This window comes from Mycobacterium sp. NGS26 (genome assembly GCF_059813025.1).
On the sequence record NZ_JCALDU010000002.1, the window covers coordinates 106,370 to 125,561 of the forward strand.

General features: G+C 68.4%; 15 protein-coding genes, 2 tRNA genes and 1 pseudogene. 12 read left to right on the plus strand and 6 right to left on the minus strand.

What is annotated here, in order from left to right; genetic code table 11:
- Window positions 1-242 precede the first annotated feature (242 nt).
- From AC5Y6X_RS06535 to ilvC, 3 genes are read left to right on the plus strand one after another with little or no spacing between them, the layout of a single operon-like run.
- A complete protein-coding gene (locus AC5Y6X_RS06535) occupies window positions 243-2,093 on the plus strand; it encodes an acetolactate synthase large subunit (protein ID WP_499985403.1) in 1,851 nt (616 codons plus the stop codon).
- On the plus strand, window positions 2,093-2,599 hold the full coding sequence (ilvN, locus tag AC5Y6X_RS06540; protein WP_499985405.1) for an acetolactate synthase small subunit: 507 nt from the start codon (window positions 2,093-2,095) through the stop codon (window positions 2,597-2,599). The genes AC5Y6X_RS06535 and ilvN overlap by 1 nt, the downstream gene beginning before the upstream one ends.
- A gap of 33 nt (window positions 2,600-2,632) precedes the next feature.
- Window positions 2,633-3,634, plus strand: a complete 1,002-nt coding sequence (ilvC, locus tag AC5Y6X_RS06545; RefSeq protein WP_499986459.1) for a ketol-acid reductoisomerase — start codon at window positions 2,633-2,635, stop codon at window positions 3,632-3,634.
- 81 nt (window positions 3,635-3,715) lie between these two features.
- Here the strand turns inward: ilvC and AC5Y6X_RS06550 are convergent, their stop codons facing one another.
- Window positions 3,716-5,158: a phytoene desaturase family protein gene (locus AC5Y6X_RS06550; RefSeq protein ID WP_499985407.1), complete on the minus strand. Its 1,443-nt coding sequence runs from the start codon at window positions 5,156-5,158 to the stop codon at window positions 3,716-3,718.
- Between the two features lie 41 nt (window positions 5,159-5,199).
- Between AC5Y6X_RS06550 and serA the strand changes: the two genes are divergently transcribed.
- Together serA and AC5Y6X_RS06560 are read left to right on the plus strand one after the other, a co-directional pair.
- Entirely contained in the window at window positions 5,200-6,786 is a 1,587-nt protein-coding gene (gene serA / locus AC5Y6X_RS06555) for a phosphoglycerate dehydrogenase (protein WP_499985408.1), read from the plus strand.
- On the plus strand, window positions 6,783-7,793 hold the full coding sequence (locus tag AC5Y6X_RS06560; RefSeq protein WP_499985410.1) for a 3-isopropylmalate dehydrogenase: 1,011 nt from the start codon (window positions 6,783-6,785) through the stop codon (window positions 7,791-7,793). The genes serA and AC5Y6X_RS06560 overlap by 4 nt, the downstream gene beginning before the upstream one ends.
- Before the next feature lie 133 nt (window positions 7,794-7,926).
- Here the strand turns inward: AC5Y6X_RS06560 and AC5Y6X_RS06565 are convergent.
- Window positions 7,927-8,997: pseudogene (locus AC5Y6X_RS06565) on the minus strand (MFS transporter); the annotation flags it as partial.
- A gap of 59 nt (window positions 8,998-9,056) precedes the next feature.
- Here AC5Y6X_RS06565 and AC5Y6X_RS06570 point away from each other — a divergent pair.
- From AC5Y6X_RS06570 to AC5Y6X_RS06585, 4 genes are all read left to right on the plus strand, one after another.
- Window positions 9,057-9,854 (plus strand): fumarylacetoacetate hydrolase family protein, encoded by a 798-nt coding sequence (locus AC5Y6X_RS06570; RefSeq protein ID WP_499985411.1) that lies wholly within the window; start codon window positions 9,057-9,059, stop codon window positions 9,852-9,854.
- Entirely contained in the window at window positions 9,851-11,314 is a 1,464-nt protein-coding gene (gene gltX, locus AC5Y6X_RS06575; protein ID WP_499985413.1) for a glutamate--tRNA ligase, read from the plus strand. The genes AC5Y6X_RS06570 and gltX overlap by 4 nt, the downstream gene beginning before the upstream one ends.
- Window positions 11,315-11,429: 115 nt before the next feature.
- Window positions 11,430-11,501 (plus strand) — tRNA-Gln (locus AC5Y6X_RS06580).
- 72 nt (window positions 11,502-11,573) lie between these two features.
- Window positions 11,574-11,646, plus strand: a tRNA-Glu gene (locus AC5Y6X_RS06585).
- On the opposite strand, the gene AC5Y6X_RS06590 is transcribed toward AC5Y6X_RS06585, so the two are convergent.
- Window positions 11,644-12,156, minus strand: a complete 513-nt coding sequence (locus AC5Y6X_RS06590) for a pyridoxamine 5'-phosphate oxidase family protein (RefSeq protein ID WP_499985415.1) — start codon at window positions 12,154-12,156, stop codon at window positions 11,644-11,646. The genes AC5Y6X_RS06585 and AC5Y6X_RS06590 overlap by 3 nt on opposite strands.
- 86 nt (window positions 12,157-12,242) lie before the next feature.
- The gene (locus AC5Y6X_RS06595; protein WP_499985416.1) at window positions 12,243-12,944 is read right to left on the minus strand and encodes an IclR family transcriptional regulator; all 702 of its coding nucleotides are present in this window, start codon (window positions 12,942-12,944) and stop codon (window positions 12,243-12,245) included.
- Window positions 12,945-12,996: 52 nt separating this feature from the next.
- Between AC5Y6X_RS06595 and leuC the strand changes: the two genes are divergently transcribed.
- The 3 genes from leuC to AC5Y6X_RS06610 all read left to right on the plus strand — a co-directional run bounded on the left by leuC (window position 12,997) and on the right by AC5Y6X_RS06610 (window position 15,912).
- On the plus strand, window positions 12,997-14,406 hold the full coding sequence (gene leuC / locus AC5Y6X_RS06600; RefSeq protein WP_499985417.1) for a 3-isopropylmalate dehydratase large subunit: 1,410 nt from the start codon (window positions 12,997-12,999) through the stop codon (window positions 14,404-14,406).
- Between the two features lie 45 nt (window positions 14,407-14,451).
- Window positions 14,452-15,048: a 3-isopropylmalate dehydratase small subunit gene (gene leuD / locus AC5Y6X_RS06605; protein ID WP_499985419.1), complete on the plus strand. Its 597-nt coding sequence runs from the start codon at window positions 14,452-14,454 to the stop codon at window positions 15,046-15,048.
- Window positions 15,049-15,261: 213 nt separating this feature from the next.
- Window positions 15,262-15,912 carry an HU family DNA-binding protein gene (locus AC5Y6X_RS06610; RefSeq protein ID WP_324681262.1) on the plus strand — a complete coding sequence of 217 codons (651 nt, stop codon included), beginning with the start codon at window positions 15,262-15,264 and terminating at the stop codon, window positions 15,910-15,912.
- Between the two features lie 68 nt (window positions 15,913-15,980).
- Here AC5Y6X_RS06610 and mutT1 read toward each other — a convergent pair whose 3' ends face one another.
- Together mutT1 and AC5Y6X_RS06620 are read right to left on the minus strand one after the other, a co-directional pair.
- Window positions 15,981-16,928: an 8-oxo-(d)GTP phosphatase MutT1 gene (gene mutT1 / locus AC5Y6X_RS06615; protein WP_499986460.1), complete on the minus strand. Its 948-nt coding sequence runs from the start codon at window positions 16,926-16,928 to the stop codon at window positions 15,981-15,983.
- Between the two features lie 71 nt (window positions 16,929-16,999).
- On the minus strand, window positions 17,000-19,192 hold the full coding sequence (locus tag AC5Y6X_RS06620; protein ID WP_499985421.1) for an RNA degradosome polyphosphate kinase: 2,193 nt from the start codon (window positions 19,190-19,192) through the stop codon (window positions 17,000-17,002).

Sequence of the window (19,192 nt, forward strand, 5' to 3'; positions counted from 1 at the left end):
CGGTGGCCACCCGAGCATCATTTCACGCACCGGATTTGACGGCTGAGCAGTGCGAAGGCTACCGTCGGACGCTATGGATACCGGGATGCTCGTAGTAATCAGTCGGCGCGTTGGTGGCTGACTAGTACTTCGGCATTTGAAGCGATCCAGCACCAACGCACCCTCGTACAGCGGCCGAGCTGACGGGGGTTTTTTGTTGCCCAGGGCGAGACATCCGATGAACGAGGATTAAGAGGACGAGAGTGAGCGCACCCACGAGGCCACACGCCGGGTCGCAGGAAGCGGCCAACGGCGCGCCGAAACCACCCGCAAAAGCCGCGCAGTCGAAGCGCGTCGCACCGGAGCAGATGACCGGCGCCCAGTCGGTGATCCGGTCGCTGGAGGAGCTCGACGTCGACGTCATCTTCGGCATTCCGGGCGGCGCGGTGCTGCCCGTCTACGACCCGCTGTTCGACTCGAAGAAGCTGCGCCACGTGCTGGTGCGCCACGAGCAGGGCGCCGGCCACGCCGCCAGCGGTTACGCGCACGCGACCGGGCGGGTCGGGGTCTGCATGGCCACCTCGGGTCCGGGGGCCACCAACCTGGTGACCGCGCTGGCCGACGCGCAGATGGACTCGATTCCCGTCGTCGCCATCACCGGGCAGGTCGGTCGCGGGCTGATCGGCACCGACGCGTTCCAGGAGGCCGACATCTCGGGCATCACGATGCCGATCACCAAGCACAACTTCCTGGTCCGCTCCGGCGACGACATTCCCCGGGTGCTGGCCGAGGCGTTCCACATCGCGTCCTCGGGGCGCCCGGGCGCCGTGCTCGTCGACATCCCCAAGGACGTGCTGCAGGGGCAGTGCACGTTCAGCTGGCCGCCGCGCATGGACCTGCCCGGCTACAAGCCCAACACCAAACCGCACAGCCGGCAGATCCGCGAGGCCGCCAAGCTGATCGGCGCCGCGAGCAAGCCGGTGCTCTACGTCGGCGGCGGTGTGATCCGCGGCGAGGCGACCGAGCAGCTGCGAGATCTGGCCGAGCTGACCGGCATTCCCGTCGTCACCACGCTGATGGCGCGCGGCGCCTTCCCGGACAGCCATCGGCAGAACCTGGGCATGCCCGGCATGCACGGCACCGTCGCCGCGGTGGCCGCGCTGCAGCGCAGCGACCTGCTGATCGCGCTGGGCACCCGCTTCGACGACCGGGTCACCGGAAAGCTCGACTCGTTCGCGCCCGAGGCCAAGGTCATCCACGCCGACATCGACCCGGCCGAGATCGGCAAGAACCGGCACGCCGACGTGCCGATCGTCGGCGACGTCAAGGCCGTCATCACCGAGCTCATCGCGATGCTGCGGCACTACGAGATTCCCGGCAAGCTCGACATGACCGACTGGTGGCGATACCTGCAGGAGGTGCAGTCCACCTATCCGCTGAGCTACGGGCCGCAGAGCGACGGCAGCCTGAGCCCGGAGTACGTCATCGAGAAGCTGGGCGAGATCGCCGGGCCGGACGCCGTCTACGTCGCGGGCGTCGGCCAGCACCAGATGTGGGCCGCCCAGTTCATCCGCTACGAAAAGCCGCGCACCTGGCTCAATTCCGGCGGCCTGGGCACCATGGGGTTCGCGATCCCGGCGGCCATGGGCGCCAAGATCGCCCGCCCCGACGCGGAGGTCTGGGCGATCGACGGCGACGGCTGCTTCCAGATGACCAACCAGGAGCTGGCCACCTGCGCCATCGAGGGCGCGCCGATCAAGGTGGCGCTGATCAACAACGGCAATCTGGGCATGGTGCGGCAGTGGCAGAGCCTGTTCTACGAGGAGCGCTACTCGCAGACCGATTTGGCGACGCACTCGCACCGCATTCCGGACTTCGTGAAGCTGGCCGAGGCGCTGGGTTGCGTCGGATTGCGTTGCGAGCGTTCCGAAGACGTCGTCGACGTGATCAACCGGGCGCGCGCGATCAACGACCGCCCGGTGGTGATCGACTTCATCGTGGGCGCCGACGCGCAGGTGTGGCCGATGGTGGCCGCCGGCACCAGCAACGACGAGATCCAGGCGGCCCGGGGCATCCGCCCGCTGTTCGACGACGAAAGCGAAGGGCACGCCTGATGGAGTCCAAGACGCACACGTTGTCCGTGCTGGTCGAGGACAAACCCGGTGCGCTCGCGAGGGTGGCGGCGCTGTTCTCGCGGCGCGGGTTCAACATCGAGTCGTTGGCGGTCGGGGCCACCGAGCAGAAGGACATGTCGCGGATGACCATCGTGGTCTCCGCCGAGGAGACCCCGCTCGAGCAGGTCACCAAGCAGCTCAACAAGCTGATCAACGTGATCAAGATCATCGAGCAGGACGAACAGAACTCGGTGTCCCGGGAGCTGGCGCTGATCAAGGTGCGCGCCGACGCCGGCACCCGCAGTCAGGTGATCGAGGCCGTAAACCTGTTCCGCGCCAAGGTGGTTGACGTGTCACCGGAGGCGCTGACCATCGAGGCCACCGGCGATCGCGGCAAGATCGACGCGCTGCTGGGGGTCCTGGAACCATTCGGCATCCGTGAAATCGTGCAGTCCGGGATGGTCTCGATGTCGCGCGGTTCGCGCGGCATCGGGTCCGCCAAATAGCAGACAAGGAGAAGTCCAGCAGTGGCATTAGAGATGTTTTACGACGACGATGCAGACCTGTCGATCATCCAGGGCCGCAAGGTCGGCGTCATCGGATACGGCAGCCAGGGGCACGCGCACTCGCTGAGCCTGCGCGACTCGGGCGTGCAGGTGCGCGTCGGGCTGAAGGAGGGCTCGAAGTCGCGGGCCAAGGTGTCCGAGCAGGGCCTGGACGTCGACACCCCCGCCGAGGTCGCCAAGTGGGCCGACGTGATCATGCTGCTGGCGCCCGACACCGCGCAGGCCGACATCTTCAAGAACGACATCGAGCCCAACCTGAAGGCCGGCGACGCACTGTTTTTCGGCCACGGGCTCAACATCCACTTCGGCTTGATCAAGCCGCCCGCCGACATCACGATCGCGATGGTCGCCCCCAAGGGCCCCGGGCACCTGGTGCGCCGCCAGTTCGTCGACGGCAAGGGCGTGCCCTGCCTGATCGCCGTCGAGCAGGACCCCACCGGCAACGGCCAGGCGCTGGCGTTGTCCTACGCCAAGGCCATCGGCGGCACCCGGGCCGGGGTCATCAAGACCACCTTCAAGGACGAGACCGAGACCGACCTGTTCGGTGAGCAGGCCGTACTGTGCGGCGGCACAGAGGAATTGGTGAAGGCGGGCTTCGACGTGATGGTCGAGGCCGGCTACCCGCCGGAGATGGCGTACTTCGAGGTGCTGCACGAGCTCAAGCTGATTGTCGACCTGATGTACGAGGGCGGCATCGCCCGGATGAACTACTCGGTGTCCGACACCGCCGAGTTCGGCGGGTACCTGTCGGGGCCGCGCGTCATCGACGCCGGCACCAAGGAGCGGATGCGGGAGATCCTGCGCGACATCCAGGACGGCAGCTTCGTCAAGAAGCTGGTCGCCAACGTCGAGGGCGGCAACAAGCAACTCGAAGCGCTGCGCAAGGAGAACGCCGAGCATCCCATCGAGGTCACCGGCAAGAAGCTGCGCGACCTGATGAGCTGGGTCGACCGCCCGATCACCGAAACGGCCTGACCCCCTTATCCTCTTCGCGCCGAGCGTGAAGCTGTTGCGAATCTTTCGGCCAGATCTCGCAACAGTTTCACTTTCGGCGGCTTAGGTGGGCCCCAACGCCGGCATCCCCAAGCCGAATTCGCGGCGCAACAACGTGCGCGCGGCGTAGTAGCCGGCCATGCCGTGCACGCCGCCGCCGGGCGGCGTGGCCGCCGAGCACAGATACACCTTGGGAATCGGTGTGCGCCAAGGGTTCAGCCGCGGCGTGGGGCCGGCGATCGCGCGCCACGCCGAATTCCCGCCCATCCCGATGTCGCCGCCGACGTAGTTGGCGTTGTGCTCCGACATCCGCGCGGCGGGCACCGCACGCGCCGCCAGCACGACGTCGCGGAAGCCGGGCGCGAACCGCTCGACCACGCCGGTCACGGCCTCGGTCGCATCGACGGCGGAGCCCGACGGCACGTGGGCGTACGTCCAGAACGGGCGCCGGCCCCGGCCGTCGATGCGGCCCGGGTCGGCCACGTGCGGCGAGGCGGCTAGCACCATCGGCCACTGGGCGTGGCGACCGGCGGCGATCTCGGCCTCGGCCCGTGTCATCTGCTCGCGGGTGCCGCCGAGATGAAGCGTCGGTGCCTCCCGCAGCCGCGGGTCCGACCACGGGATCTCGTCGCCGAGCACGAAGTCGACCTTGGCCACACCCGGTCCAAAACGATAGCGGCGCAACGCCTTAGCGTACCGAGCGGGCAGCGCGTCGCCGTAGATCCGAAGCAGCGCGGTCGGCGCGGTGTCGTACGCGACGACACCGCTTGGCGGAGAAGTGACTTCGGCGCCGACGGTCAGCTCGCCGCCGTGCGCGCGCAGGTCGGCGATCAGCGCGTCGCTGATCGCCTGGCTGCCGCCCACCGGAATCGGCCAGCCGACCGAATGGGCGAGCGTCGCCAGCATCAACCCCGCGCCGGCCGCCGCCATCGACGGCATCCGCGAAATCACGTGGGCCGCAACGCCGGTGAACAGCGTGCGGGCTTCCTCCCCGGTCAGGAAGCCGGCCCGCGACCCCCACGCCGGGGTGCCCTGGGCCAGCATCCGCAGGCCCAGGCGCAACGCCGCCGGCGGCGAGGGCGGCACCGAACGCTTGTCGCCGAGCAGCAATCCCACGACCGCATCCGAGTCGGCCACCAACGGTCCGAGCAGGCGCCGCCACGATGCGCCGTCGGTCAACTCGGCGCAGGTGCGCTCCAGGTCGCGGTAGGCGATCACCGTGGGCCGGCCCGGCACCGGGTTGGCGTACGCGATCTCGGGCACCGCCAGCCGCACGCCGCGGCCGGGCAGGTCGAACTCAGCGAAAAACGGCGACGCCAGCGCCAGCGGGTGAACCGCCGAGCAGATGTCGTGTGAGACGCCGGGAAATTCCGGGTCGGCCGCGGTGCGCGCGCCCCCGCCAGGGGTCGGCTGGGCCTCGACGACCTGCACCTTGAGCCCCGCGCGGGCGCAGATCACGGCCGCCGTCAGCCCGTTGGGCCCGCTGCCGACAACGGTGACGTCCACCGGTCAATTAGAGCCGATACCCCGGCCTATAGCCTGGGCGGGTGAACTTGCCTGTTGTATTGATCGCCGACAAACTCGCCCAATCAACCGTCGCCGCCCTGGGGGACCAGGTCGAGGTGCGCTGGGTCGACGGTCCCGACCGGGAGAAGCTGCTGGCCGCGGTGCCCGAGGCCGACGCGCTGCTGGTGCGGTCGGCCACCACCGTCGACGCCGAGGTGCTCGCGGCGGCGCCCAAGCTCAAGATCGTCGCGCGGGCCGGCGTCGGGCTGGACAACGTCGACGTGGACGCCGCCACCGAGCGCGGCGTGCTGGTCGTCAACGCCCCGACCTCGAACATCCACAGCGCCGCCGAGCACGCGATCGCGCTGCTGCTGGCCGCGGCCCGACAGATCGCGGCGGCCGACGCCACGCTGCGCGAACACACCTGGAAGCGCTCGTCGTTCTCGGGCACCGAGATCTTCGGCAAGACCGTCGGCGTGGTCGGGCTGGGCCGGATCGGCCAGCTGGTCGCCCAGCGGATCGCGGCCTTCGGCACCCGCGTCATCGCCTACGACCCGTACGTGGCGCCGGCGCGCGCCGCGCAGCTCGGCATCGAACTGCTCGACCTCGACGACGTGCTGGCCCGCGCCGACTTCATCTCGGTGCACCTGCCCAAGACGCCCGAGACGGCCGGGCTGATCGACAAGGAGGCGCTGGCCAAGACCAAGCCGGGTGTCATCATCGTCAACGCCGCGCGCGGCGGCCTGGTCGACGAGGCGGCGCTGGCCGAGGCGGTGAGCAGCGGGCACGTCCGCGCCGCCGGCCTGGACGTGTTCTCCACCGAGCCCTGCACCGACAGCCCGCTTTTCGAGCTTCCGCAGGTGGTCGTCACCCCGCACCTGGGGGCCTCCACCGCCGAGGCGCAGGACCGCGCCGGCACCGACGTGGCCGAAAGCGTGCGGCTGGCGCTGGCCGGGGAGTTCGTTCCCGATGCGGTCAATGTCGGCGGCGGCGTGGTCAACGAGGAGGTGGCGCCCTGGCTGGACCTGGCGCGCAAGCTCGGGGTGCTGGTCGCGACGCTGTCCGACGCGCCGCCGGTGTCGTTGTCGGTGGAGGTGCGCGGCGAGCTGGCCTCCGAAGACGTTGAGGTGCTTAAGCTTTCGGCGCTGCGCGGGTTGTTCTCGGCCGTCATCGACGGTCCGGTCACGTTCGTCAACGCGCCTTCCCTGGCCGCCGAACGCGGCGTCACCACCGACCTGGCCACCGCCTCGGAAAGCCCCAACTATCGCAGCGTGGTCGACGTACGGGCGGTCGGATCCGACGGTTCGTCCGTCAACGTCGCCGGCACGCTGGCCGGGCCGCTGCAGGTGCACAAGATCGTGCAGATCAACGGCCGCCACTTCGACCTGCGCGCCGAGGGCACGAACCTGGTCATCCATTACGTCGACCAGCCCGGGGCGTTGGGCAAGATCGGCACGTTGCTCGGCGGCGCCGGGGTGAACATCCACGCGGCGCAGCTGTCCGAGGATGTCGAGGGCCCGTTCGCGATGATCCTGTTGCGGCTCGACCAGGACGTGCCCGGCGACGTCCGGTCGGCGATCGCGGAGGCGGTGGGCGCCAACAAGCTCGAAGTCGTTGACCTGTCGTGAAACTGGCGGTGATCGGCGGCGACGGCATCGGCCCCGAGGTGGTGGCCGAGGCGGTCAAAGTCCTCGACGCGGTGCTGCCGGGCGTGCAGAAGACGGACTACGACCTGGGTGCGCGCCGCTTCCACGCCACCGGTGAACTACTGCCGGACTCCGTGCTGGCCGAGCTGCGCGAGCACGACGCCATCCTGCTCGGCGCGGTGGGGGATCCGTCGGTGCCCAGCGGTGTGCTGGAGCGAGGCCTGTTGTTGCGCCTGCGTTTTGAGCTCGATCACCACATCAACCTGCGACCCGGCCGGCTGTATCCGGGGGTGAGCAGCCCGCTCGCGGGGAACCCCGACATCGACTTCGTGGTGGTGCGGGAGGGCACCGAGGGCCCCTACACCGGCACCGGCGGGGCGATCCGCGCGGGCACGCCCAACGAGGTGGCCACCGAGGTCAGCGTCAACACCGCCTTCGGCGTGCGCCGGGTGGTCGCCGACGCGTTCGAGCGCGCCCGGCGCCGTCGCAAGCACCTGACCCTGGTGCACAAGAACAACGTGCTCGCGTTCGCCGGGAAGCTGTGGTCGCGGATCGTCGCGGAGGTCGGCGAGGAATACCCCGACGTCGAGGTGGCCTATCAGCACGTCGACGCCGCCACCATCTTCATGGTCACCGACCCGGGACGCTTCGACGTGATCGTCACCGACAACCTGTTCGGCGACATCATCACCGACCTGGCCGCGGCGGTGTGCGGCGGAATCGGCTTGGCCGCCAGTGGAAATATCGACGCCACCCGGACCAACCCCTCGATGTTCGAGCCCGTGCACGGCAGCGCACCCGACATCGCCGGCCGGGCCATCGCGGATCCGACCGCGGCGATCATGTCGGTGGCGCTGCTGCTCGCCCATCTCGGCCACGACGACGCCGCCGCCCGGGTGGACCGGGCGGTCGCGACCTACCTGGCGAATCGCCCGCAAGAACGCCTCTCCACCAGCGAAGTCGGCGAACGGATCGGAGCCGCGCTGTAGCCTCCAGCCCGGGCGGCAGCACCCGCGTCGGCACCAGCGGGATCGCCAGCAACGGGAACAGCCCGCAAAGCGCCCACGCGGTCGGGTATTTGGCCGCCGCGATCAACGCACCGAAGAGCGGCGGCCCCGCCGCCGCCATCAGCCGTTGCGTGGTGTTCTGCACGCCGAGCGCGCGGCCGCTCCAGAACGGCCCGGCGAATTCGGTTATCGCGGTTGCCTCCAGGCCGTTGTCGAGCACCGCGATCACCGAGATGGCGATCATGAGGGGCACATCGAATCGCGAGTTCACCCGGTCGCTGAGCGCGAGCAGGAACAGGGTGACGGCCGCGGCGACGGCAATGACGAGCACCGGCCACATTCGCGAGCCGACCCGGTCCGACCAGCGCCCGACCGCGACGCGCCCCAGCGCGCCGAGCAGTTGCGCGAGCGTCACCAAAACGCCGGCGGCCCCGACCGACCAGCCGTGGTGGTTCATCAGCCACACCAGCATGAACGTCACGGTCACCGTCTGCGGCATCATCAGCAGGCCCGCCACCGCGTGAATTCGCCACAGCACCAACGACCCCCGATACGGGCTGGCCAGCTCGGCCACGCTGGCCGTCTTCCGGGACTTCCCCGGCGGGTTGACGACGCCGACCGCGCTGGCCACCGTCGCCACCGTGCACACCAGGGCCGGCAACATCAGCCCGGCGCGCGGACCGCGTTCGGCCAACTCGGGTATCACCAGCGCCCCCAACGCGATTCCCAGCGGTTGCGCCGTCTGACGGATGCCCATCGCCAGGCCGCGTTGCTGCGGCGGGAACCAGCCGGACACCAGCCTGCCGCCGGCGGTGTTGCAACTCGCCGCGGCCATGCCGCCGAGGAACAGGTAGATCCCGACCCACACCATCGACTGCACCGACGCCGCCGCATACGCCGCCGCCGCGGTGAGCGCCGAGCCCGCGGTCATCACGATGCGCTCGCCGACGCGGTCGAGCACGTAGCCCCATCCGATGAGCGTGACGACCATGCCCCAGCTCGGCATCGAGGACAACAGGCCGGCCTCGGCCAGCGGGATGCCGCGCCTGGACTGCAGCGAGGGGATCAAGAAGGCGACGCCGTTGATGAAGAGGAAGGAACTTGCCGTCACCCCGAGCGAGACGACCATGATCGACCAGCGTGCCCCGGTGCTGAGTTGGCCCGCCGCGTTCGGGTCGGTCGGCATTCGCCCATGCTCGCACACCGGTTCGAGGGGTCAGTTGCCATTTCACTAGGCTGACCCGAATGCGCCTTGGACGAATCGCCAGCCCGGACGGGGTCGCCTTCGTCAGCATCGAGGGCGAGCTGGACGATCCCACCGCGATGGTCGCCCGCGAGATCGCCGAGCACCCGTTCGGCACGCCGACCTTCACCGGCCGATCGTGGCCGGTGCCCGACATCCGGCTGCTGGCCCCGATGCTGGCGGGCAAGGTGGTCTGCGTCGGGAAGAACTACGCCGACCACATCGCGGAGATGGGCGGCCAAACGGGCCCGGCACCGGAAGATCCGGTGATATTCCTCAAGCCCAACACCGCCATCATCGGACCAAACGTGCCGATTCGGTTGCCCGCCAACGCCTCACCGGTCCACTTCGAGGGGGAGCTGGCGGTGGTGATCGGCCGTCCGTGCAAGGACGTGCCGGCCGCGCAGGCCGCCGCCAATATTCTCGGCTACACCATCGCCAACGATGTGTCGGCGCGCGACCAGCAGCGGGCCGACGGCCAATGGACCCGGGCCAAGGGGCACGACACCTTCTGCCCGGTCGGCCCCTGGATCGTCACCGACCTCGACCCGAGCGACCTCGAACTGTGCACCGAGGTCGACGGCCAAGTCAAGCAGCGCAGCCGTACCTCGCTGATGATCCACGACGTCGGCGCCATCGTGGAATTCATCTCGGCCGTGATGACGCTGCTGCCGGGCGACCTGATCCTGACGGGCACGCCGGCCGGTGTCGGTCCCATCGAGCACGGTGACACCGTCTCGGTCAGCGTCGAGGGAATCGGCACCCTCACCAATCCCGTAGTGCGCAAAGGAAAGTCGTGACAGTACGAGTCCGGTTCTGCCCGTCGCCCACCGGCACGCCGCACGTCGGCATGGTGCGCACCGCGCTGTTCAACTGGGCCTACGCGCGGCACACCGGCGGCACCTTCGTCTTTCGCATCGAGGACACCGACGCCGCGCGCGACACCGAGGAAAGCTATCTGGCGCTGCTCGACGCGCTGCGCTGGCTCGGCCTGGACTGGGACGAGGGGCCCGAGGTCGGCGGGCCGTACGGCCCGTACCGGCAGTCGCAGCGCGGCGACATCTACCAGGAGGTGGTGACGAAGCTGCTCGCGTCCGGCGAGGCCTACCATGCCTTTTCGACGCCGGAGGAGGTCGAGGCCCGGCACATCGCCGCCGGCCGCAACCCGAAGCTGGGCTACGACAACTTCGACCGCGAGCTGACCGAGGCGCAGCGTTCGGCGTTCCTCGCCGAGGGCCGCAAGCCGGTGGTGCGGCTGCGGATGCCCGACGACGACCTCCACTGGGACGACCTGGTGCGCGGGCCGACCACGTTCGCGGCGGGCAGCGTGCCCGACTTCGCGTTGACCCGGGCGAGCGGAGACCCCGGAAAATTCTTGTACACCTTGGTCAACCCGTGCGACGACGCGCTGATGAAGATCACGCATGTGCTGCGCGGGGAGGACCTGCTGCCGTCGACCCCGCGCCAGCTGGCGCTGTACCGGGCGCTGATCCGGATCGGGGTCGCCGAGCGCATCCCCGAATTCGCCCACCTGCCAACGGTGTTGGGCGAGGGCACCAAGAAGCTTTCCAAGCGGGACCCGCAGTCGAATCTGTTCGCCCACCGCGATCGGGGCTTCATCCCCGAGGGGCTGCTGAATTATCTCGCGCTGCTCGGCTGGGCGATCGCCGGTGACCGCGACGTGTTCAGCACCGACGAGATGGTCGCGGCGTTCGACGTCCGTGACGTCAACCCCAACCCCGCCCGGTTCGACCAGAAGAAGGCCGACGCGATCAACGCCGAGCACATCCGGATGCTCGGCGCCGACGACTTCACCGCCCGGCTGCGCGGGTACTTCGACGCGCACGGCCATCGCGTCGGGCTGGACGACGCCGCGTTCGCCGCCGCCGCCGCGCTGGTGCAGACGCGCATCGTGGTGCTCGGGGACGCGTGGGAGCTGCTGAGGTTCCTCAACGACGACGAGTACGCGATCGACCCGAGGGCCGCCGCCAAGGAGCTCGGCCCGGCGGGGGCCCCGGTGCTGGACGCGGCGCTGGCCGCGCTGGCCGGCGTGACGGAGTGGACCGCGGAGCGCATCGAGGCCGCCCTGAAGGCCGCGCTCGTCGACGGTCTGGCGCTCAAACCTCGCAAGGCGTTCGGCCCGATCCGCGTCGCCGCGACGGGAACAACGGTCAGCCCGCCGCTGTTCGAATCGCTGGAACTGCTGGGCCGCGACCGCAGCCTGCGGCGGCTGCGGGCCGCCCGCGACGGCGCGGCCTGAGTTTTTGGTAGTCTGCACAGCGGTTTGCAAAGGCCGACGACGGCTGGCGACGGCGGTCCGCGGACACTCGTTTGGTCCGCGGAATGCGCTCTTACCAGCGGTTATAGGCAGCCAATGGGGTATGGTGTAATTGGCAACACAGCTGATTCTGGTTCAGCCATTCTAGGTTCGAGTCCTGGTACCCCAGCAAAATCTGCCCACCACAAGCGATTAGGTGGCGATATGCCGGTGAGCTATGCTGGCAGCTCGGATCGGTTCTGGCCCCGTCGTCTAGCGGCCTAGGACGCCGCCCTCTCACGGCGGTAGCGTGGGTTCGAATCCCATCGGGGCTACTTTTTACTGGCGAGCACGGCCGGCGCGGTCGATCCGCCAACCGGCATGTGCGGCAGGCCGAGCTTGCGGTGATCCCAGGAACGCGCGCGCCGCGCCACGATGCGCACGCAGACCCGCTTGTTCATCATCTGCTCGACGATCGGCTTCATCTCGTCGCTGTAGGGGCCGGTGTAGCGCTCGAACACGCTGACCCCGACCCGGTGCGAGACGTCGGGATCGTCGACGATCTCGGCGACGCCCTCGAAGGACACCCCGCGCAGCGTGTCGTAGGTGTCGCCGTCCTCGATCAGAAAGCTCACCCGCGGATCCCGCTTGAGGTTGACCGCCTTCTGCGACTTGGCCTTGGTCTCCAGCCAGATCTCGCCGTCGACCACGGCGTACCACATGGCGGTCAGGTGCGGCTGCCCGTCGGGGCCGACGGTGGCCAATGTCCCGGTGCGACTCTTGACTACGAACTCGGCGATCTCGTCCTCGGACATGACGATGCTCGCGCGCTGATTGGTTCCCATCGCGACAGTGTGTCAAGCCACCCGCGAGCAGACGCAAAAGGCCCTCATTTCGGCTCGGAATGGGGACGTTTGCGTCTGCTCGCGCTTCATAACCGGCGGGTGAGCGCGTCGGCCGCGGACAACAGATCGGCGGCCCAGCGCGCCCCCGGACGCCGCCCGATCCGGTCGATGGGCCCGGACACCGAGATCGCGGCGATGACGACGCCGCGGCCGTCGCGCACCGGCGCCGACACGCTGGCCACCCCCGGCTCGCGTTCGGCCACGCTTTGCGCCCAACCGCGCCGGCGCACCTCGGCCAGCGCCCGTTCGGTGAATTTCGCCGCGGGCAGCACGGCCTTCTGGGTGGCGGCGTCGCTGTGGGCCAGCAGCACCTTGGCCCCCGAGCCCGCGGTCATCGGCAGGCGCGCCCCGACGGGAACCGTATCGCGAAGGCCCGCAGCCGGTTCCAGGGCGGCCACGCAGACCCGCGAGGTGCCCTCGCGGCGGTACAGCTGCACGCTTTCGCCGGTGATTTCGCGCAGCTGCGGCAGCACCGCCGCGCCGGCGGCCAGCAGCGGATCGTTGACGCGGGCCGCGAGTTCGGTGAGCGCGGGACCGAGCCGCCAGCGCCCGTCGTCGTCGCGCGTCAGCAGGCGATGCAGCTCCAGGGCCGCCGCCAGCCGGTACGCCGTGGCCCGCGGCAACCCGGTCCGCTCGCACAGTTCGGCCAGCCCGCAGGGGGATTCCGCGACCGTGTGCAGCAGTCCCACGCTTTTGTCGAGGACGCCGATTCCGCTATGCTGTCTCATATCAAGATATTAACGTCTCATATTCTGAGATAGCATCCAGCGAGAGAAACAGATGTCGAACCCGCGCACACTGGCCGAAAAGGTTTGGGACGACCACGTTGTGGTCTCCGGAGGTGGTGATTCGCCCGACCTGATCTACATCGATCTGCACCTGGTGCACGAGGTCACCAGCCCGCAGGCGTTCGACGGCCTGCGCCTGGCCGGGCGCCGCGTGCGCCGGCCCGACCTGACGCTGGCCACCGAGGATCACAACGTGCCCACCATCGATATCGACAAGCCGATCGCCGACCCGGTCTCGCGCATCCAGGTCGAGACGTTGCGGCGAAACTGCGCCGAGTTCGGTGTCCGGCTTTATCCAATGGGCGACATCGAGCAGGGCATCGTGCATGTCGTCGGGCCGCAACTGGGACTGACGCAGCCGGGAATGACGATCGTCTGTGGCGACAGTCACACGTCCACGCATGGCGCGTTCGGCGCGCTGGCGATGGGCATCGGCACTTCCGAGGTCGAGCATGTGCTGGCGACGCAGACGTTGCCGCTGCGGCCGTTCAAGACGATGGCGGTCAACGTCGACGGGCAATTGCCCCCCGGCGTGACGGCCAAGGACATCATCCTCGCGTTGATCGCCAAGATCGGGACCGGCGGCGGGCAGGGCCACGTCATCGAATACCGGGGCAGCGCCATCGAATCGCTGTCCATGGAGGGGCGCATGACGATCTGCAACATGAGCATCGAGGCGGGCGCGCGGGCCGGCATGGTGGCGCCGGATGAGACCACGTACGAGTTTTTGCGCGATCGGCCGCACGCGCCGCGCGGCGCGCAGTGGGACGCCGCGATGCGCTATTGGCAGCAGCTGCGCACCGACCCCGGTGCCGTGTTCGACACCGAGGTCTACCTCGACGCGACGTCGCTGAGTCCCTTCGTCACCTGGGGAACGAATCCCGGGCAGGGCGTGCCGTTGGCCGCGAGCGTTCCGGATCCCGAGCTGATGACCGACGAGGGCGAGCGGCAGGCCGCCGAGAAAGCCTTGGCGTACATGGACCTTCGACCGGGCATGCCGATGCGCGACATCGCCGTCGACGCCGTGTTCGTCGGCTCCTGTACCAACGGCCGCATCGAAGACCTACGGGCGGTGGCCGAGATATTGCGCGGCCGCAAGGTGGCCCCCGGCGTGCGGATGCTCGTTGTCCCGGGCTCGATGCGGGTGCGCGCTCAGGCCGAAGCCGAGGGACTCGGCGAGGTGTTCACCGCCGCGGGTGCCGAATGGCGACAGGCGGGCTGCTCGATGTGTCTGGGCATGAATCCCGATCAGCTCGCGCCTGGGGAGCGCTGCGCGGCGACGTCGAACCGCAACTTCGAAGGGCGGCAGGGCAAAGGCGGCCGGACGCACCTGGTATCGCCGGCGGTTGCCGCGGCAACCGCGGTCCGCGGCACGCTGTGCGCGCCGGCCGACCTGAACTGAATTCAACTTCAAACCACGGAAGACAGAGGAAGACCGAGTAAAACCATGGAAGCCTTTCACACCCACACCGGCATCGGGGTGCCGCTGCGACGCTCCAATGTCGACACCGATCAGATCATTCCCGCGGTGTATTTGAAGCGCGTCACCCGAACCGGTTTCGAGGATGGCTTGTTCGCAACGTGGCGGTCGGATCCGTCATTCGTGCTAAACCTCAGCCCCTTTGACCGAGGCTCGGTTCTGGTCGCGGGACCCGATTTCGGCACCGGGTCGTCGCGCGAGCACGCGGTGTGGGCACTCATGGACTACGGGTTCCGGGTGGTCATCTCGTCTCGATTCGGTGACATTTTTCGGGGCAACGCGGGCAAGGCGGGGCTGCTTGCGGCCGAAGTCAGCCAGGACGGCGTGGAACTTCTTTGGAAGCTCATCGAGGCGAGTCCGGGCTTGGAAATCACTGCCAATCTTCAAGATCGAAATATCACCGCGGGAACGACGGTGCTGCCGTTCAAGATTGACGATCACACCGCTTGGCGACTGCTCGAAGGACTCGACGATATAGCCCTCACGCTGCGGAAACTTCAGGAAATCGAATCCTTTGAGGCCGCTCGGCCCGAGTGGAAACCGCGCACACTACCCACCTCCTGACGGGGCGATCGGGGACGCAATTTCCTCTCGCCCGCCTAACTAACCGGGCCGAATTCGGGGGCGCGCCACCGGTCAAGGGCGGCAACCGGATTGCGAAAATCTCTATCGCCGGGCCTTGAAATTGCGCGTGGCGCTTGGAAATTTGCCAGGTGAGGGTTTACCGTGTTCGCTAGTTGGTTCACAAACGAGGACCACTGGCTTCGGAGGGTTTGGATGAACAAAGCAGAGCTCATTGACGTGCTCACGCAGAAATTGGGCTCGGACCGTCGGCAAGCGACTGCTGCTGTCGAGAATGTTGTCGACACCATTGTGCGCGCGGTGCACAAGGGCGACAGCGTAACCATTACCGGCTTCGGTGTGTTCGAACAGCGCCGCCGCGCAGCGCGCGTGGCACGCAATCCGCGCACCGGTGAGACGGTGAAGGTCAAGCCGACGTCTGTTCCGGCATTTCGTCCGGGTGCTCAATTCAAAGCGGTTGTCTCTGGCGCACAGCGCCTCCCAGCGGAAGGACCAGCAGTGAAGCGTGGTGTAGTGGCGGGTGCGGCCAAGAAGGCCGCCAAGAAGGCTCCGGCCAAGAAGACCGCGGCCAAGAAGGCTGCAAAGAAGGCTCCGGCCAAGAAGGCCGCCGCCAAGAAGGCGACCAAGAGGGCGCCGGCCAAGAAGGCCGCGACCAAGCGGACGGTTGCCAAGAAGGCCGCGACCAAGCGGACCGCAGCCAAGAAGGCGACCAAGCGCACGGTGGCCAAGAAGGCCGCAACCAAGCGGACGGTTGCCAAGAAGGCCGCGACCAAGAGGGCGCCGGCCAAGAAAGCCGCCAAGAGGGCTCCGGCCAAGAAGGCCACCGCGCGGCGCGGCCGCCGGTAAGCCCCAAACCCAATTTCCGACGCGAATACCCTTTGGGGGCAGCGGTGCCCCCAAAGGGTATTCGCGTGTCAGGCCCGCACGTTGGCGGACAACGAGCCGCCGATGTGGTTGGCCGCCACTAGCCTGCCGTCCGCCAGCGACAGCACCCACGTGCTGCCCTTGTGGTTGCGCGACTTGTCCGGGCGCACCCCGTCGCGTTCGCACCACCAAGCAATCAGGTCCGGAATCACCTTGCCCTGCGTGCAGATCACCGGCGTGCCGCCCCGCGCGGCGATGTCCATCACCCGGCGCCGGCCGCGCTTGGGGTTCTTGGCGTAGGACTCCTCGGTGAGGGCGGGCTCGTTTTTGATCGCCCCACCGAGCTCGGCCGCGAGCGGTTCCACCGTCTGGTGGCAGCGCAGCCGGTCGGCCGCGTAGACGTCGGTGGCCCCGAAGGCCATCAGCTGGGGAACGAGTGCCTCGGCCTGCGCGCGCCCCCGCTTGTCCAGCGGGCGCTTGGTGTCGTCTCCGGAGAACCGGGATTTGCGGCCGGCCGTGCCGTGCCGGACCACCAATACCGTGTGCGTGTCCGCCGGCTGTTTTGCAAAGCGGCGCAATACTTTTCGATCCTGCGGGTAGCCGAGTTTCTTCATCGCGGCGGCGACGGGCAGCCAGATCAGCTCGTCGACCTCGCTGCCCGCGCAGAATTCCCCGCCGGTGGCGCGGGCCGCCCAGTAGTACACCTTCTTGACGCCCGCCTCGATCGGGTAACTCACGGTGGCCAGCCGCCTGCCGAGGACGCAGCGGTATCCGGTCTCCTCGAGAACTTCCCGCGCCGCGGCGACGGGCGCCGTCTCGCCGGGGTCCACCTTGCCCTTGGGCAGCGACCAGTCGTCGTAGCGAGGGCGGTGGATGACGGCGATCTGCAATTCCGGCTTGGCCGAATCGGCGCCGACTTGGCGCCACAACACCGCGCCGGCGGCGTAGACGATCCGGGTCCCCGAGCCCCGGCCGGCGGACGAGTTCTGGTCCGACACCTCACTCCTGCAGGTCAATTCGGCCAAGCTCGCTCCGGCCTCGGGCGTGACGTGGAAACGTACCACATGCATCAGGGGCTACGGTGCAGCTCCATCAGCGACTCCTGGTGATCGCGCACGCTGTGACCCTCGTGCGGCGACGCCGTCCACTGCCCGTCGGAGCCGAGCTCCCAACAGCGGGTGGACGGGTCCAGCGCGGACTCGAACAGGTCGTCCAGATATGCGGTGAGCCTGGGGTCCTTGACCTGAACCATCACCTCGACGCGCCGGTCGAGATTGCGGTGCATCATGTCGGCGCTGCCGATCCAGAACTCGTTGACGCGATCGAAGTGGATGATCCGCGAGTGTTCCAGGAATCGGCCCAGAATCGAACGGACGGAAATGTTTTCCGAGAAACCTTCCGCCGCGGGGCGCAGGGCGCAGATGCCGCGCACCACGACCTCGACGCGCACCCCCGCCCGCGACGCGCGATAGAGCGCGTCGATGACCTGTTCGTCGACGAGAGCGTTCATCTTGAGCCGGATGCGCCCACCGCCGCTTTCGCGGTGCGCTTCGATTTCGCGCTCGACGCGTTCGATGATGCCGGTGCGGATGCTGTGCGGCGACACCAGCAGGTTGCGGTAGGAGACCTTGCGCGAGTAGCCGGTGAGCGAATTGAACAAGTCGGTCAGGTCGGCGCCGATCTCGGGGGAGGCCGTGAGCAGACCGACATCCTCATACAGCCGCGCCGTCTTGCCGTTGTAGTTGCCGGTTCCCACATGGCAATAGCGCCGGATCGTCGACCCCTCGCGGCGCACCACCAAACACGTCTTGCAGTGCGTCTTGAGCCCGACGAACCCGTAGACCACGTGCACGCCCGCCTGCTCGAGCGTGCGCGCCCAGCGGATGTTGGCCTGCTCGTCGAAGCGCGCCTTGATCTCCACCATTGCCACCACTTGCTTTCCGGCCTCGGCGGCGGCGATGAGCGCCCGCACGATCGGCGAATCACCGGACGTGCGGTACAGCGTCTGCTTGATCGCCAGCACGTTGGGGTCGGCGGCGGCCTGCTCGATGAATCGCTGCACGCTGGTGGAGAACGAGTCGTACGGATGATGAACCAGCACATCGCCTTCCCGCAGCGTCGCGAAGATGCTGCGCGGCGTCTCCCGGTCGGCGAAGGCGGGATGGGTGGCCGGAACGAACGTCCGGTCCTTCAGCGCCGGCCGGTCGATGCCGTAGATCTGCCACAACGACGACAGGTCGAGCAGCCCGGGCACCTCGATGACGTCGCTGGGATTGACGTCGAGTTCGCGCAGCAGCAGCTCCAGCATGCTCTCGGTCATGTCGTCGGCGATCTCGAGCCGCACCGGCGAACCGAACCGCCTGCGCGCCAATTCCCGCTCCAGCGCCTGCAGCAGGTCCTCGTCGCGGTCCTCCTCGACCTCGAAGTCGGCGTTGCGGGTGATGCGGAACGCGTGATGTTCGACGACCTCCATCCCCGGGAACAGCACCGGGAGAAAGGCCGCGATCAGTTCCTCCATCGGCAGATACCGGATCATGGCGTGCCCGTCGCCGTCGGCGCCGTCGCGGCTTTTGAGTTCGACGAAGCGATCGACGTTGTCGGGCACCTTGACTCGGGCGAAGTGCTGGCCGCCGTCCTCGGGTTGTTTGACCGTGACGGCCAGATTCAGGCTGAGTCCGCTGACGAACGGGAACGGATGCGCGGGGTCGACGGCCAGCGGCGTCAGGACGGGGAAGACCTGCTCGTTGAAATACGTCGACAACTCGTCGCGCTCGGCCTGATCGAGATCGGCCCACGTGACGATGTGGATGCCCTCCTCGGCCAGCGCCGGTCGCACCGAGTCGAGGAACACCCGGGCGTGCCGCGTCGCGATCCGCTGCGTCTGCTCGCCGATGCGGGCCAGTTGCTCACGCGGGGTCAGGCCGTCGGCGGAGCGAACGGACAGCCCCATCTCGTCGCGGCGCTTGAGGCCGGCCACCCGGACCATGTAGAACTCGTCGAGATTGGACGCGAAAATCGCCAGGAACTTGGCCCGCTCCAGCAGCGGCAGGGAGTTGTCGTCGGCCAGCGCGAGCACGCGCGCGTTGAAGTCCAGCCAGCTCAGCTCGCGGTTGAGGTAACGATCCTCCGGCAGCGCGTCGGTGATCGCCGCGGGGGTCGCGGCCGGCGGCGCCGCCAGCGCCGAGCCATCGGGTTGCCATCCCATTTGTTCGACGCGAGCCTCGGCTTCGGTTTCGGTCACCCTGCGATCATCCCGCATCAC